This window comes from Myxococcus sp. MxC21-1 (genome assembly GCF_032612255.1).
Classification (GTDB): domain Bacteria; phylum Myxococcota; class Myxococcia; order Myxococcales; family Myxococcaceae; genus Myxococcus; species Myxococcus virescens.
Map to the genome: position 1 here is coordinate 2,222,516 of NZ_CP123278.1, position 14,407 is coordinate 2,236,922.

The 14,407-nt window shown below is 68.4% G+C and carries 11 protein-coding genes and 1 pseudogene; all 12 read left to right on the forward strand.

Annotated elements, in window-relative coordinates; all coding sequences use genetic code 11:
• Window positions 1–35: 35 nt before the first annotated feature.
• The 12 genes and pseudogenes from QEG98_RS10355 to QEG98_RS10410 all read left to right on the forward strand — a co-directional run bounded on the left by QEG98_RS10355 (window position 36) and on the right by QEG98_RS10410 (window position 14,373).
• Window positions 36–932, forward strand: coding sequence for an ArsR/SmtB family transcription factor (locus tag QEG98_RS10355; protein ID WP_090491933.1), 897 nt, complete (start codon window positions 36–38; stop codon window positions 930–932).
• A gap of 107 nt (window positions 933–1,039) precedes the next feature.
• Window positions 1,040–3,318: pseudogene (locus tag QEG98_RS10360) on the forward strand (homocysteine S-methyltransferase family protein); the annotation flags it as partial.
• A complete protein-coding gene (locus QEG98_RS41815) occupies window positions 3,307–4,443 on the forward strand; it encodes a vitamin B12 dependent-methionine synthase activation domain-containing protein (RefSeq protein ID WP_410478069.1) in 1,137 nt (378 codons plus the stop codon). The pseudogene QEG98_RS10360 and the gene QEG98_RS41815, both read left to right, overlap by 12 nt.
• 687 nt (window positions 4,444–5,130) lie before the next feature.
• Window positions 5,131–6,063 (forward strand): Hint domain-containing protein, encoded by a 933-nt coding sequence (locus QEG98_RS10370; protein WP_090491935.1) that lies wholly within the window; start codon window positions 5,131–5,133, stop codon window positions 6,061–6,063.
• A gap of 405 nt (window positions 6,064–6,468) precedes the next feature.
• Window positions 6,469–6,951, forward strand: a complete 483-nt coding sequence (locus QEG98_RS10375; RefSeq protein WP_316566612.1) for a hypothetical protein — start codon at window positions 6,469–6,471, stop codon at window positions 6,949–6,951.
• 29 nt (window positions 6,952–6,980) lie between these two features.
• A complete protein-coding gene (locus QEG98_RS10380; protein ID WP_316566613.1) occupies window positions 6,981–8,393 on the forward strand; it encodes a hypothetical protein in 1,413 nt (470 codons plus the stop codon).
• Window positions 8,381–9,169: a hypothetical protein gene (locus QEG98_RS10385; protein ID WP_316566614.1), complete on the forward strand. Its 789-nt coding sequence runs from the start codon at window positions 8,381–8,383 to the stop codon at window positions 9,167–9,169. Before QEG98_RS10380 ends, QEG98_RS10385 begins: the two co-directional genes overlap by 13 nt.
• Window positions 9,159–9,905 (forward strand): S8 family serine peptidase, encoded by a 747-nt coding sequence (locus tag QEG98_RS10390; RefSeq protein WP_316566615.1) that lies wholly within the window; start codon window positions 9,159–9,161, stop codon window positions 9,903–9,905. Before QEG98_RS10385 ends, QEG98_RS10390 begins: the two co-directional genes overlap by 11 nt.
• 306 nt (window positions 9,906–10,211) lie before the next feature.
• On the forward strand, window positions 10,212–10,823 hold the full coding sequence (locus QEG98_RS10395; RefSeq protein WP_316566616.1) for a hypothetical protein: 612 nt from the start codon (window positions 10,212–10,214) through the stop codon (window positions 10,821–10,823).
• 12 nt (window positions 10,824–10,835) lie between these two features.
• Window positions 10,836–12,173, forward strand: coding sequence for a hypothetical protein (locus tag QEG98_RS10400; RefSeq protein ID WP_316566617.1), 1,338 nt, complete (start codon window positions 10,836–10,838; stop codon window positions 12,171–12,173).
• 36 nt (window positions 12,174–12,209) lie between these two features.
• Window positions 12,210–13,154, forward strand: coding sequence for a Hint domain-containing protein (locus QEG98_RS10405; protein WP_316566618.1), 945 nt, complete (start codon window positions 12,210–12,212; stop codon window positions 13,152–13,154).
• Between the two features lie 277 nt (window positions 13,155–13,431).
• Entirely contained in the window at window positions 13,432–14,373 is a 942-nt protein-coding gene (locus tag QEG98_RS10410) for a Hint domain-containing protein (protein ID WP_316566619.1), read from the forward strand.
• The last annotated feature ends 34 nt before the right edge of the window (window positions 14,374–14,407 follow it).

The following is a 14,407-nucleotide window of genomic DNA, read 5'->3' on the forward strand; positions in this document are numbered from 1 at the left end:
TTGTTCCCGGCATCGACATATGTTGATGCGGCGATATGGAAGAGCTGTCCCAGTCATTCCGGGTGCTCGGAGACCCGACCCGGCTGCGCATCCTCCGGTTGGTGGCCGAGGCCCCGTTGAACGTGACGGAGTTGGTGTCCCTGGTGGGCGTGGCGCAGTCCTCCGTGTCCCATCACCTGGGCAAGCTGAAGGGCCTGGGCCTGCTGCGCGAGGAGCGCCACGCGGGCTACAGCTACTACTCGCTGGCCCTGGAGCAGGCGGACGGCCGCTGGCCGCTCATCCAGATGGCGCGGCAGGCGGAGGACGCGGCGGGGGACTCGGCGCGGCTGAAGGATTTGCTGCGGGCGCGCGAGGACCGGCAGGCGCTCAACGAGCGGCTGCTGGAGCCGGGGCAGTCGTGGTTCCTGTGGGCAGGCGCCCTGGCGTCGCTGCTGCCGCCGCTGGAGGTGGCCGACTTCGGGTGCGGCACCGGCGTGCTGAGCGTGGCCATCGCCCGCTGGGCGCGGCGCGTGTGGGCCATTGACCAGAACGCGGACGCGCTGGACCAGGCGCGGGAGCGGGCGGGCCGCGAGGGCCTGGAGAACATCCGCTTCCTCCGCGAGGACCTGCACCGGCTGTCGCTCGCGTCCGGCAGCCTGGACCTGGTGGTGATTTCGCAGAGCCTCCACCACGTGGAGGAGCCGCAGGCGGTGCTGGCCGAGTCCGCCCGCCTGCTCAAGCCGGGCGGCCGGCTGGTGCTGTTGGAGTTGATGCCGCACGACGAGCGCTGGGTGCTGGAACGGCTGGGCCACCGGCACCTGGGCTTCGCGCCTGAATCCCTCGAAGCCGCGCTGCGCGAGGCCGGCTTCACGTCCCTGACCCGGGAGACGCACGCCCGGGATGGGGCCAGCCCCTTTCGTGTCTTCCTGCTGACTGGAGTCAAACCGTCATGACGAGCCCTGTCCCCGCTGCCCTCCCGCTGCCTCCTGGTGAGAACGGCCGTCGCGTGGAGGCCCTGCGCGCCGCGATGCGTGAGCGCGTGCTGGTGCTGGATGGCGCCATGGGCACGCTGCTCCAGAACGAGGACCTCAAGGCGGCGGACTTCGGCGGCCCGGAGTACGAGGGGTGCAACGAGCACCTCGTCCTCACGCGCCCCGAGCTGGTGGAGCGCATCCACGCGCGCTACTTCGAGGCCGGCGCGGACGTGACGGAGACGGACAGCTTCGGCGGCACGCCGCTGGTGCTGGCGGAGTTCGGCCTGGGCCACAAGGCGCTCGAAATCAACGAGGCCTCCGCCCGGCTGGCTCGCAACGCCGCCGCCGCCGCCGAGGCGAAGGACGGCCGCATGCGCTGGGTGGCGGGCTCCATGGGCCCCACGACCAAGGCCATCAGCGTCACCGGCGGCGTCACTTTCGAGGAACTGGTGGACAACTTCGCGGTGCAGGCCGAAGGGCTCGCGCTGGGGGCTCGGACTACCTGCTGATTGAGACGGCGCAGGACACCCGCAACGTGAAGGCGGCGCTGCTGGGCGCCGAGCGCGCGTTCCAGAAGCTGGGCTACGCGCTGCCGGTGGCGGTGTCCGGCACGATTGAGCCCATGGGCACCATGCTGGCCGGGCAGAGCGTGGAGAGCCTGGCCGCGTCGCTGGAGCACACGGACCTGCTGTACCTGGGCCTCAACTGCGCCACGGGCCCGGACTTCATGACGGACCACCTGCGCTCGCTGGCGTCGATGAGCGCGTTCCCCGTGTCATGTGTGCCCAACGCGGGCCTGCCGGACGAGAACGGCAACTACCTGGAGACGCCGGAGATGCTGGCGCGCTCCGTGCGGCGCTTCTGCGAGCAGGGCTGGCTCAACGTGGTGGGAGGGTGCTGTGGCACGCACGCGGGGCACATCGAGACGATGGCCAAGGCGGTGCAGGGGCTGAAGCCGCGCACGGGCTCGCCGCGTTCCCGGGCCTCGCTGTCTGGCGTGGACTACCTGGAGGTAACGGACGAGCAGCGCCCCCTCATCGTGGGCGAGCGCACGAACGTCATCGGCAGCAAGAAGTTCAAGGAGCTCATCGTCGCCGGCCAGTTCGACGACGCGTCGGAGATTGCGCGCGCGCAGGTGAAGCGGGGCGCGCAGGTCATCGACATCTGCCTGGCCAACCCGGACCGCGACGAACTCGAGGACATGCGTAACTTCCTGGAGGCGGTCATCAAGAAGGTGCGCGTGCCCTTGATGATTGACTCCACCGACGAGCGCGTCATCGAGATGGCGCTCACCTACAGCCAGGGCAAGGCCATCATCAATTCGGTCAACCTGGAGGACGGCGAGGAGCGCTTCGAGAAGGTGGTGCCGCTGGCGCGCCGCTTCGGCGCGGCCCTGGTGGTGGGCTGCATCGACGAGGTGGGCATGGCCGTCACGCGCCAGCGCAAGCTGGAGGTGGCGGAGCGCTCGTACGAGCTGCTGACGAAGAAGTACGGCATGAAGCCGGAGGACCTGTACTTCGACCCGCTCGTGTTCCCCTGTGCCACGGGTGACGCGCAGTACATCGGCAGCGGCGTGGAGACGATTGAAGGCGTGCGCCTCATCAAGCAGCGCTTCCCGCGCTGCAAGACGGTGTTGGGCATCTCCAACGTGTCCTTCGGTTTGCCCGCCGCGGGGCGCGAGGTGCTCAACTCCGTCTTCCTGTACCACAACGTCCAGGCGGGCCTGGACATGGCGCTGGTCAACTCGGAGAAGCTGGAGCGCTACCCGTCGCTCCCCGAGGAAGAGCGCAAGCTGTCCGAGGACCTGCTCTACAACCGCGGCGCGGACCCGGTGACGCCCTTCGCCGCGGCCTTCCGTGAGCGCAAGGCCGCGCGGGCCCAGGTGAGCACGCTGCCGCTGGAGGAGCGGCTCCAGCGCTACATCATCGAAGGCACGCGTGACGGCCTCACCGCGGACCTGGAAGCGGCCATGCAGAAGTACTCGCCGCTGGAAATCATCAACGGCCCGCTGATGAAGGGCATGGACGAGGTGGGCCGCCTCTTCGGCGCCAACGAGCTGATTGTCGCGGAGGTGCTCCAGAGTGCCGAGTCCATGAAGGCGGCGGTGAGCTTCCTGGAGCCGCACATGAGCAAGGCCCAGGCGGCCATGCGCGGCAAGGTGGTGCTCGCCACGGTGAAGGGTGACGTGCACGACATCGGGAAGAACCTGGTGGAAATCATCCTGGCCAACAACGGCTTCCACATCGTGAATCTGGGCATCAAGGTGCCCCCCGAGCAGTTGGTGCAGGCCGTGCGCGAGCACCAGCCGGACATCCTGGGGCTGTCGGGCCTGCTGGTGAAGAGCGCGCACCAGATGGTGGCCACCGCGGAGGACCTGAAGCGGGCGGGCGTGGACGTGCCGATCCTGGTGGGCGGCGCCGCGCTCAGCCGCAACTTCGTGGACCGCAACATCGCCCCGGCCTACGGCGCCGGCACGGTGGCCTACGCGCAGGACGCGATGAACGGGCTCGAGCTGGCCAAGCAGATTGTCGACCCGTCCTCGCACGAGAAGCTGCGCGGCGAGCTGGCCGTCCGCCGGGAGAAGCTGGCGCGCGAGGTGAAGGAGCGGCCGGCTCCGGCGGCGGTCGTGACGCGCGGGCGCAGCGCGGAGGTGAAGGTGTTGGACGCCGTGCCGTCCGCGCCGGACTGGGAGCGGCACGTGCTGTCCAACACGCCGCTGGACCACATCTGGAAGTTCATCAACCCGGTGATGCTGTACGGGCGGCACCTGGGCCTGCGCTCTTCAGCGCGTGTGCTGGGCACGCCGGCCGAGGCGGAGCTGGCGAAGACGGAGGAGGGGCGCAAGGCGCTCGCCCTCAAGGAGGCCGTGGAGGAGCTGAAGGGCTTCCTGCGCGGCGGCCTCATGCAGGCGCGCGCCGTGTTCCAGTTCTACAAGGCGGGCAGTGACGGCAACCGGGTGGTGCTCTTCGACGGCGCGTCCGGCAAGGAGGCCGCGTCCTTCGACTTCCCGCGCCAGGACCGCGAAGGCGGCCTGTGCCTGGCGGACTACCTGCGCCCGCTGGAGGGCGGTGCGCCGACGGACAACGTGGCCATGTTCGTCGTCACCGCGGGCTCCGGCATCCGCGAGCTGTCCGAGGAGCTGAAGGCGAAGGGCGAGTTCCTGAAGATGCACGCGGTGCAGGCGCTGGCGCTGGAGACGGCGGAGGGCTACGCGGAGCTGCTGCACACGCAGCTGCGCAGCATGTGGGGCACGCCGGACCGGCAGGACATGACGATGCTGGAGCGCTTCCGCGCGGAGTACGTGGGCAAGCGCTACTCCTTCGGCTACCCGGCCTGTCCCCGGCTGGAGGACCAGTCGAAGCTGTTCGCGGCGCTGCGGCCGGAGGACATCGGCGTGCAGCTCACGGACGGCTCCATGATGGAGCCGGAGGCCTCGGTGTCCGCCATCGTCTTCCACCATCCGCAGGCGTCGTACTTCTCCGTGACGTGACGGCTCGGAAGTGAATGCTGGCAGTTCGTCCCGCCGCGCAGGCAACGCTCGCCCGCGGCGGGACTCCGCCATGCGGAGCGGTGTAAGGGGTTGCACTGATGCCGCTGCTCGGATGGCAGGCAAATACACTCAGGATTGGCGTAAGGGCTTTCATCTAGCGCCTCTGAGGCGGGGTGTATGTTTTCAGGGCGCCTGGAAGCCATGAATCCATATCATCTCAATCTGGCAGAAAAAGAGTTGAAGGCATTGATTGCGGGTTCACTGTCGGTATGATGCCGGGCGTTCCTGCAGTTCAGTTGAATGGGGGCGCCTCGAGCGCCCTTGAGGGGGGAGACACCGCCGTGAGACTCCAGGCGAAGCGCTGTCATTTCCGTCGCACCGTCCGGAGCGCATCCGCTCCTGGCCGGGCCGCGAGGTCGTGGACCGCCCAACGGCCTGGTGCCGCCTAGCGCGTCCGCTTCTTCCAGCGGAACCCACGCAATCACACGCAAAGTTCCAGGCATTGCCCGCTGGCGGTTCGCGAGGAGCCTGTTCTTCTCCCTCGTTCGCGGGATTGCCAGCGCAGAAAACCGCTCCCGGAGCATGGCAGTGGGGCCGTGTGCCCACGGCACGGGTGCGGGCGACAGTCCCTGTCGTCATCACGTTCTCGGCGACAGGGGACGTGAGTCTTTCCAATCAGGAGGATGCATGAAGAAGACATTTCTGCCGACGCTCGCAGTTGCCTTCGGAATTGCCACACAGGCCACGGCGGCGTGGGTGCCCAGTCACTATCGTTGCGCGTTCGACCAGCTCACCTCGGACCAGGCGCGCGGCCGCCAGTCCTGGGCGAAGCGGTGGGCAGACGCGGACCCGTACAACATCTCGACCGGGAAGGATCAGCGCTTCTGGGCCACCGTCTACGACCAGGACGCGCAGGACGCCCTCAACCTGTTCAACACCCATGTGTATCCGGTGTATGTGGACCCGAACGCGGGCTATGAGCCCTGGCGCGGCCCCGGCGCGCTCGGCACTGACACCGCGGCCCTCACCGGCAACCAGATTGACGCGCTGAACCACCTCGCGAAGCCCGTGCATGTCGTCATGGACGGCGTCTGCGAGCCGGGCTGCTACACCCCGGACCAGAAGGTGCTCTTCCAGGATGGCTACGTTCCCATCCAGAAGGCGCAGGAGGCTGGCACCGCCGAGCTCGTCACGCTCTCCCCGGATGCCTCGTTCGGCAACCTGCGCACGATGCCGAACACGGTGGAGCGCTACACCCTGGACCGTGACCCCGCCCAGCAGGACATCCTCGTCTTCCGCACGCGGTCGGGGGGCAGCCTGTCCGTGACGCTCGAGCACCCGCTCGTCACCGCCGAGGGCTCGATGAAGAAGGCCAAGGACTTCGTCGCCGGAGAGCACCTGGTCCGGCAGGACGGCACGACGGACGAAATCACCGGCATCCAGCAACAGGCCTGGTTTGGCAAGGTCTACAACCTGCGCCCCGTCACCCACGACCTGACCTCGAACATCCTCGTGGCCGAGGGCTACCTCAACGGCTCCGGGCGATTCCAGAGCGAGTACGTGGAGGAGCTCAACCGCCTCATCCTCCGCGTCAACGTCCCGGATGAGCTCATCCCGTAAGGGGTGACTCCCCCCTGAATCCCAGGCAGCCCCGGACCGGGCCCCCGGCAGACACGGGGGCTCCGTCCTCCCTGATTCACAGACGCGAGGTCCACCGAAGATGGCCCGTTTCCCTCTCATGCCCAGAACAGTCCTACCCCTCATCGGCGCCCTGGCGCTGGCGGCGGCGTTTGTCTTCTGGCTGCTGCTCCCGGAGCCGTCTTCCGTGCCGCCCTCCGCCCCGCTCGTCGCGGCGGTGCCCGAACCTCGTCACGTCCCGGCGCCCGCCACCGTGCCCACGCCGCGCCCGGGGCTGGCTCAGGGGCCACCCTCCTGGTCAACACGCCGCTCGCGCCGGCCTCGGGCCCGGTGCCAGCCGCGCTCGCGCGGCCTGGGTCCCCGCTGGATGCGGTTCGCCAGCGCGTCATGGCCGCGAACCCGGACCTGGCGCAGTTCCGTCATCTGCAACGCAAGGTGTTGCGCAAGGGTGACGAGCAGGCGTCGCTCCAATCCCTCTTCAAGGACCGCGAAGTCATTGATGCCGCGAAGGCGGACCTGCTGGCCACCGGGGAGCGGACCTTCTCCGCGGATGCGCAGTTCCGGCGGCTCTACCAGGTGGAGTTCCTGGGCTCCGCGCTCGAGTGGAAGGACAACCCGGAGCGCCCCGCGCTGCTCAACGACCTCGAGGAGCTGCTGCGCGCCGACAACCTGAACCCTGACATGGAGCTCGAGCTGCGCCGCTCCCTGTCGGGCGACAAGGTCGAGCTGTTCATGATTCTCCTGCACAACGACCGGGCGCGCGCCGAGTCCATGCTGCAGGACCTGCACGGCTCCCGCCTGGGCGCGCTGCTCGAGCACGCCCGGACCCGTTACGACGCGCTCTGGGCGCTCGCCGCGAAACAGCCATGACGCCCGGCGCCCCCACCATCGGTCCCCGCATGTCCCGCCGCTCCTTCCCCCTCTGGCTGCTGCCAGCGCTCGCGGCGTGCCAGCCCCCCGCGCCCTTCGAGGGGCCCCTCACGCCCTCCGAAAATCCCGTCCTCGTCGGCGGGGGATGTCTGTCCCCCTCCTGGAGAACCATCCAGTTCGGCAGCCCTGGTGATGACGTGGCGGTGGACGTCGGGCTCGACGCCGACTGCCACATCTTCGTGGCGGGCACCACTGTGGGTGTGCTGGAGGAGGAGAGCCTCACGCGAGGCCAGTTCCAGGACGCCTTCGTGGCCAGCCTGGACGTCACCGCCCAGCCTCGGTGGCTGCATCAGTACGGCTCGGAGTGGGACGACACCGTGAAGGGCCTCGCCGTCTCTCCTCAGGGCGAAACCTATGTGGTGGGCAGCACGCCCTCGGCGATGCCGGGCGCCTTCAACCTCGGTCAGGGGGATGCCTTCGCCATCAAGCACGAGGCTGGAGGCGCGCTGGAGTGGCTCGTCCAACGCGGCTCCGCCCAGGAAGACACCGGGCTCGGCGTCGCCCTTTCGCGGGACGGCCGCCACGTCTTTCTCGCGGGCGGGTCGATGGAGAAGCCCGACGTGAGCTTCGACATGCGCGTCGAGGTGCTGGACGCGCGGGATGGGACGGGGCTCGAGACGCGGCGCCATGGGACGGACGGGCATGACCGGGCGGAGGCTGTCGCCGTCAGCGCGGATGGCTCCGTCGTGCTGGTGGGCGCCACGCTGGGTGGATTCGCCTCGCCGAACGCGGGCTCGTTCGACACCGTCCTCGCCCACCTCGACCCCACGCTGGGATTGACGTGGGCGCGGCAGCCGGCCACCCCCGACATCGACGCGGGGCTGAAGGTCGTCATCGCGCCGGACGGCTCCATCCTCATGCTGGCGCTCTCCTTCAGCGACCTGGCCACGGGCCGCGCGGAGAACGACGGCATCTCCTCCGCCTTCCTCCTCAAGTACGACCCGCTGGGGCGCCTGCACTGGGTCCAGCGCATCGGCTCCCCCGGGAGCTCCACCGCGCGACTGGGCTCGCGGTGGACGGACACGGCGCCATCTACGTCGCCGGAGGGACGCACGGCGCCATGGACGGTCCCAACCAGGAGGCCGGGACGCCTTCGTCGTGAAGTACGACGCCCACGGCACGCGCCTGTGGGCGCGACAGCTGGGCACTCCGGGCATGGACGAGGCCCATGCCGTCGCGCTCACCCGCGCGGGGGATGTCGTCATCGCTGGCTACACCACGGGCCGTCTCGGCGGAGCCCATGCCGGAGGCCAGGACGTCTTCGTCGCCCGCTTCAACAGCCGCGGGCAGCAGTAATCAACCAAGGAGCCGTTTCATGCACGGAAGAACTGGAAGGCGGAAGAGCTCGGTTTCGCAGCTGTTCGTCGCAGTGCTCGCCCTGACAATGGCGCTCCCCGCGAGCGCGGCGGATGGACTCGAGCTCAAGCCCCGGCCACTGGCACGCAAGGGCGTGGTGGAGCTGCGGCGCAACGTGGAGATTCCGCGCGTCGTCGTGAAGTTCCACGAAGGCACCCGCGTTCGCCTGCGCGGAGAGCAGCTCGTCGCGCTGTCTGAGATGCGTGGCGCGCGCGAGCTGGGGCAGTTGAGCCAGCGGGGGCTGACGGGCTCGTCCGTGGCGGCGGACATGGCCACCGTGGCCTCGCTCGTCGCCGCCGACCCGCATGCACGCGGGCTGGGCCGGATGTTCACCGCCGACGAGAAGCTGCTCGACACGCGCAAGTTCGCGACGGAGACCCTCAGCGGTCAGGAGGTCGCCGACCTGAACCTCTACTTCGAGGTTCCCATCCGCCCCGGCACCACCTTCCAGCAAGTCAGGGACCTGGTGGAGAAGCTCGACGCGCTGCCGAGCGTGGAGACCGCCTACGCGGAGCCCGCCGCGGAGCCCGCCGCGGTCAACTGGCCCAACTTCCTCACGCCGATGCTGCTGAAGGCCGGCCCGAACCTCCAGGGTGAGCAGGGCTACCTGGGCGCCGCGCCCACCGGCATCGACGCGCACTTCGCGTGGACGGTGGCGGGTGGCAGCGGGGCGAACGTCAAGGTCGTGGACGTGGAGGGCGGCTGGCGGACCACCCACGAGGACATGCCGGCCTCTTCCACCAGGGGGCACCCAGTTCAACGACCTGAGCTGGCGCAACCACGGCACCGCCGTGCTGGGTGAAATCGTGGGCGTGGCCAATGGCTTCGGCGTGACGGGTATCGCCCACGCCGCCCGGGCGGGCTACGAGGCCATCGGTGCCCAGAGCGCGGCCAGCGCCATCGCCAATGCCGCCGTCGCCGCGGGCGCTGGTGGCGTCGTCCTCATCGAGCTGCACCGCCTGGGGCCGCCCAACAGCACGCCCTGCACCTGCAACTTCGGTCAGTGCGACTACATCGCCATGGAGTACTGGCAGGCGGAGTTCGACGCCATCGTCCAGGCCACCTTGAATGGCGTCGTGGTCGTCGAGGCCGCGGGCAATGGCAGCTCCAACCTGGATGACGCCGCCTACAACAACGCCTTCAACCGCGACGTGCGCGACTCGGGCGCCATCGTCGTCGCAGCCGGCTCCTCGCAGGGCCGCGCGCCGATGTGCTGGACGAACTACGGAAGCCGCCCCGACGTCCACGGATGGGGCGAGAACGTCGTCACCCTGGGCTACGGCGATCGCTTCAATGGCGGCTCGGAGAACACCTATTACACCGCCACCTTCAGCGGGACCTCCAGCGCCTCGCCCATCATCACCGGCGCCGCCGCCTCCCTCCAGGGCGCGCTCCAGGCCCGCGGCCGGTTCCCGCTGAGCCCGCTGGCCTTGCGTGATGTGCTCTCCAGCACCGGCAGCGCCCAGGCCCCGGATGCCCGCCGCATCGGCCCTCGTCCCAACCTGCGCGCCGCGCTCAACCGCCTGGGCATCTTCTAGGCCCCGGCGCTCGTGAACCCCGCCCTGGGGTGAAGCACCGCTCCAGGGCACCGGCCCCTTCCCGAAGGGGCCGGGCCCCGGGCTGTTCCCTCTTCTTGGGCGTAGACCCCTTCAAGGACTTCAGATGCCACGTTCTCCAAGAAGCACGGCAGGGATTGGCGTGGGCGTCGCCTGTGTTGCCGCCGCGCTGCTCTTCGCGCTCTGGAACGGCGCGGGTCGGGCGCCAGCCCCGCCGCCAGAGGCACCACCTCCGGCCCCCTCCGTCACGGCGTCCGTTCCCCCGCGCCACCCGCCGCGCAGCCTTTGGTGGAGCCGCCCGCGGAGGACGCCACGCCGGTGGTCATCTCCGAGCCGGCCGCGCCGGGCGAGGCCGTGGGGCAGCGCCGCCCGCGGTTCCGGGTGGATGACTTGAGGGATGAGATGATGGCCAGCAACCCCGATCTGGCCCAGTTCCGGACGCTGCAGCGCAAGGTGCTTCTCAAGCCAGAGGAGCGGGAGCAACTGCGCGGCATCTACAAGGACCGCGCACGGATTGAAGTGGCGCGGCGGGACCTGTTGGCTGAAAGCGAACAGACCTACAGCGACGACAATCAATTCCGCCGGATGTACCGGGTCGAGTATCTGGGGATGGCGCTCGAATGGAAGGACAATCCCGAGCGGGCGCATCTGCTCGATACCGTCGAATCGCTCGTGATGGCACGCAATATCCGCTCCACCCAGGACCTGGACGTGCGGCGCTCGCTGTCGGGAGACAAGGTGGAGATGATGATGATTCTCCTCCACAACGACCGGGCCCGAGCGGAGCAGTTGCTGGCGCAGTCCCGAGGCACCCCATACGAACCCCTGCTCGAGTACGCCCGCGTCAGGTTTGACGCGCTCTGGGCGCTCGCGCGTCAACAGCAGACATCGAATCCCTGAGGTCGCTCCACCATGTCCAGCATCCCGCGTTGCTCCATCCTCGTAGGTCTCCTATCGTTCGGTTGTGGCTGTCACGCGTCGTCCTCCGAACCGGGCGCGGTCGAGCCCATCCTCAACCAACTCCAGACGGACGGTTGCGGGAACCCTCTCACGGGGGACGTGCTCGTTCAGTTCGGGTCGGAAGCGGACGACCAGGCGGTGGCGCTCGGGCGCGACGCCGACGGCAACGTCTACCTCGCGGGCAACACGGGCGGTGCCTTCGGAGAGCCGGGAGAGCAGGCGGGTGGGCAGGATGTCTTCCTGGCGAAGCTCTCCTCGCTCCTGCAGTTCAACTGGGTTCACCAGTTCGGCTCGCCGGGCGAGGACTCCGCTCGGGACCTGGTCGTCACGAGCGAGGGACAGGCGCACGTCGTCGGCATCACGCAAGACTCGCTCCCGGGGCAGTTCTCCGCGGGGGGCGCGGACGTCTTCGTGGCCCGGTATGACAAAGAGGGGCGGCGCTCCTGGCTCGTCCAGCACGGCACACGGGAGGAGGACTACGGCCTCTCCGCCGCGCTCCGGCCGAACGGACGGATTGGCATCGCGGGGGCCACGCTGGAGGCGCCGGCCAATGGCTTCGACGTCACGCTGCTCCAGATTGACGACCAGGGCCAGCAGGCCCAGAAGGATGTCTTCGGCTCCCTGAATCAGGCCCATGACCGCGGCGAGGGAATCGCCGTGTCACCGAACGGGAGGACCTGGGTCGTCGGCTCGACCCAGGGCCGCCTGGCCGCTCAACCCAAGGGCTCCACGGACCTCTTCATCCGCCAGTTCGACGGTGCCCAGAACCTGGAGTGGACCGCCCAGGTGGGAACGCCAGACATCGACGCGGCCATCGCGGTCGCCCAGGACGGGAACGATCGCATCTACGTGCTCGCGATCTCCTACAGTGACCTGACCCAGCCCAACGCCTTCGAGAACGACGGCATCCCCAACGCCTTCCTGATGCGCTACTCGACGTCGGGAGAGCACAAGTGGACGCGCCGCATCGGTCCGGCCAGCCACCTGAGCCTGGCCACCGGGCTCACCGTCGACAGCGCGGGCCATGCCTATGTCGCGGGCTGGACGGCCGGTGCGATGACGGACACGCCCAACCAGGGCGGGCTCGATGCGTTCGTCGCCCGGTTCGACAGGTCGGGCACCCAGGACCGCGCCTGGCAGTGGGGGACGGACGCGGACGACCAGTTGCGCGATGTGGTGATGACCAACTCAAGTATGGCTCTGGGGTGGGGAACGACCCGAGGAAACCTGGGGGCAACCAACCAGGGCGGACAGGACGTGTTCGTCGTCCAGTTCGAGACGAACCCGTAGCAGGCCGTTCTTCAACCAACCATCAGGGGGTAAGACATGAAGAAGACCATCTTCGCGGTCATCAGTTCGCTGACGATGTCGTCGTCAGCCTTCGCCGCGTGGGCGCCCAACGAATATCGATGCACGTTCGACCAGCTCACCGCGGATCAGGCCGAGGGCCGCCAGCGCTGGGCGAAGCGCTGGCAGCAGCAGAACCCCTACAACATCACGACGTGGGGAGGCCTGGACCATAACTACTGGCACTCGAGCTACACGCTGGAGGCCAACCAGGCCGTGGCCCTGGGCTATTGGCTGTACCCCGTCTACGTGGACCCAGACAACATGTACACGCCCTGGAAGGGACCGGGCGCGTATGGGACCGCGACGGCGTCGTACACGGGCTCGCAAATCCAGACTTCCGTCCCCTATACCTTCAAGCCCGCGAACATCCAGATGGATGGCGTGTGCGAGCCGGGTTGCTACACGCCGGACCAGAAAATCCTCCTGTCCGACGGCGCCATGGGCATCCGCGAGGCCCTGGAGTCCGGGCGGATGGACCTGGTGACGCTCTCTCCCGAGGCGTCGTTCTCCGCCGTCGAACTCCTGGACAACAAGGTCGAGCACTACACGCTGGACCGTGACGCCACGAAGCAGGAAATCCTCACCTTCCGCACCCGCTCCGGCGGAGAGCTGCGTGTCACCACCGAGCACCCGCTCGTCACGCCGGACGGCACGCTCAAGCGGGCCCGTGAACTCGGGGTGGGTGACAGCCTCGTGGACCGCCATGGCCAGGCGGACGAAATCGTCTCCCTGGACACGAAGTGGGAGTACACCCGCGCCTACAACGTGCGGCCGGTGACGACGGACCTCACGTCCAACATCATCATCGCCCAGGGCTACCTCAATGGCTCGCAGCGTTTCCAGAGCGAGTACGTCGACGAGATGAACCGGATGATTCTGCGCAGCAACGTGCCGGAAGTCCTCGTCCCCGCGGGCGAATAGCCGCATCCCTGCCGCCGGAGCGCTTGTCCTATCGCTCCGGTAGCCCTCTGTTCACAAACCCTGTCCCCAGCCATCCGGTCCCGCCTGCTTCTGGCGGGCACCGGATTTTGTCGTGTCCACAGCAGGATTTCACCGAGGTCAAATCATGACAATGTCATCATTGATGAAAGACAGATGCACCATGGGACTGGCCGTCCTCACCGCCTTCTGCGGCTCGCTTGGAGCCGCGAGCGCGGCCCCAGCCGGCGGGCCTGAGGGGAGGGAGGAGGAACTCGTCATGGTCGAGGAGTTCCCCGATGACGGCGGTGGTGGTGGTGGTGGTGGCGGCGGTGGTGGCTGGTTCCCCGTGAACTACCGGTGCTCGAATGACCTGGTCAACGCGGACCAGGCGGAGGGGCGCCAGAAGTGGGCGAAGCGCTATCAGCAACAAAACCCCTATGGCGCCACGGCATGGGGCGGGCTGGACATGCGCTTCTGGAATTCTTCCTACTCCATGGAGGCGTTCAACGCGGCGGCGGCGGGTTACTGGCTGTACCCCGTCTACGTGGACCCCAACAACATGTACTCGCCTTGGAAGGGTCCGGGTGCGTCTGGGACGCCGACGGCGTCGTACACGGGCGCGCAAATCCAGAACAACGTCCCCTATACCTTCAAGCCCGCGCACATCCAGATGGATGGCCTATGCGAGCCCGGCTGCTACATGCCGGACCAGAAAATCCTCCTGTCCGACGGTGCCATGGGCATCCGCGAGGCCCTGGAGTCCGGGCGGGCGGACCTGGTGACGCTCTCGCCTGGGGCCTCGTTTGGCGCGCTCTCCTTCATGAAGAACCGGGTCGAGCACTACACGCTGGACCGTGACGCCACGGAGCAGGAAATCCTCACCTTCCGTACCCGCTCCGGCGGAGAGCTGCGTGTCACCACCGAGCACCCGCTCGTCACGCCGGACGGCACGCTCAAGCGGGCCCGCGAACTCGGGGTGGGTGACAGCCTCGTGGACCGCCATGGCCAGGCGGACGAAATCGTCTCCCTGGACACGAAGTGGGAGTACACCCGCGCCTACAACGTGCGGCCGGCGACGACGGACTTCACGTCCAACATCATCATCGCCCAGGGCTACCTCAATGGCTCGCAGCGCTTCCAGAGCGAGTACGTCGCCGAGATGAACCGGATGATTCTGCGCGGCAACGTGCCGGAAGTCCTCGTCCCCGCGGGCGAATAGCGGCGGATGCCATGCCGGGCCCGGAGCACCTCGC

Coding starts and splice junctions, on each gene's coding strand:
- QEG98_RS10355 (WP_090491933.1), top strand. CDS start 36: ATGGAAGAGCTGTCCCAGTCATTCCGGGTGCTCGGAGACCCGACCCGG.
- QEG98_RS41815 (WP_410478069.1), top strand. CDS start 3,307: ATGGTGGCCACCGCGGAGGACCTGAAGCGGGCGGGCGTGGACGTGCCG.
- QEG98_RS10370 (WP_090491935.1), top strand. CDS start 5,131: ATGAAGAAGACATTTCTGCCGACGCTCGCAGTTGCCTTCGGAATTGCC.
- QEG98_RS10375 (WP_316566612.1), top strand. CDS start 6,469: ATGGCCGCGAACCCGGACCTGGCGCAGTTCCGTCATCTGCAACGCAAG.
- QEG98_RS10380 (WP_316566613.1), top strand. CDS start 6,981: ATGTCCCGCCGCTCCTTCCCCCTCTGGCTGCTGCCAGCGCTCGCGGCG.
- QEG98_RS10400 (WP_316566617.1), top strand. CDS start 10,836: ATGTCCAGCATCCCGCGTTGCTCCATCCTCGTAGGTCTCCTATCGTTC.
- QEG98_RS10405 (WP_316566618.1), top strand. CDS start 12,210: ATGAAGAAGACCATCTTCGCGGTCATCAGTTCGCTGACGATGTCGTCG.
- QEG98_RS10410 (WP_316566619.1), top strand. CDS start 13,432: ATGGTCGAGGAGTTCCCCGATGACGGCGGTGGTGGTGGTGGTGGTGGC.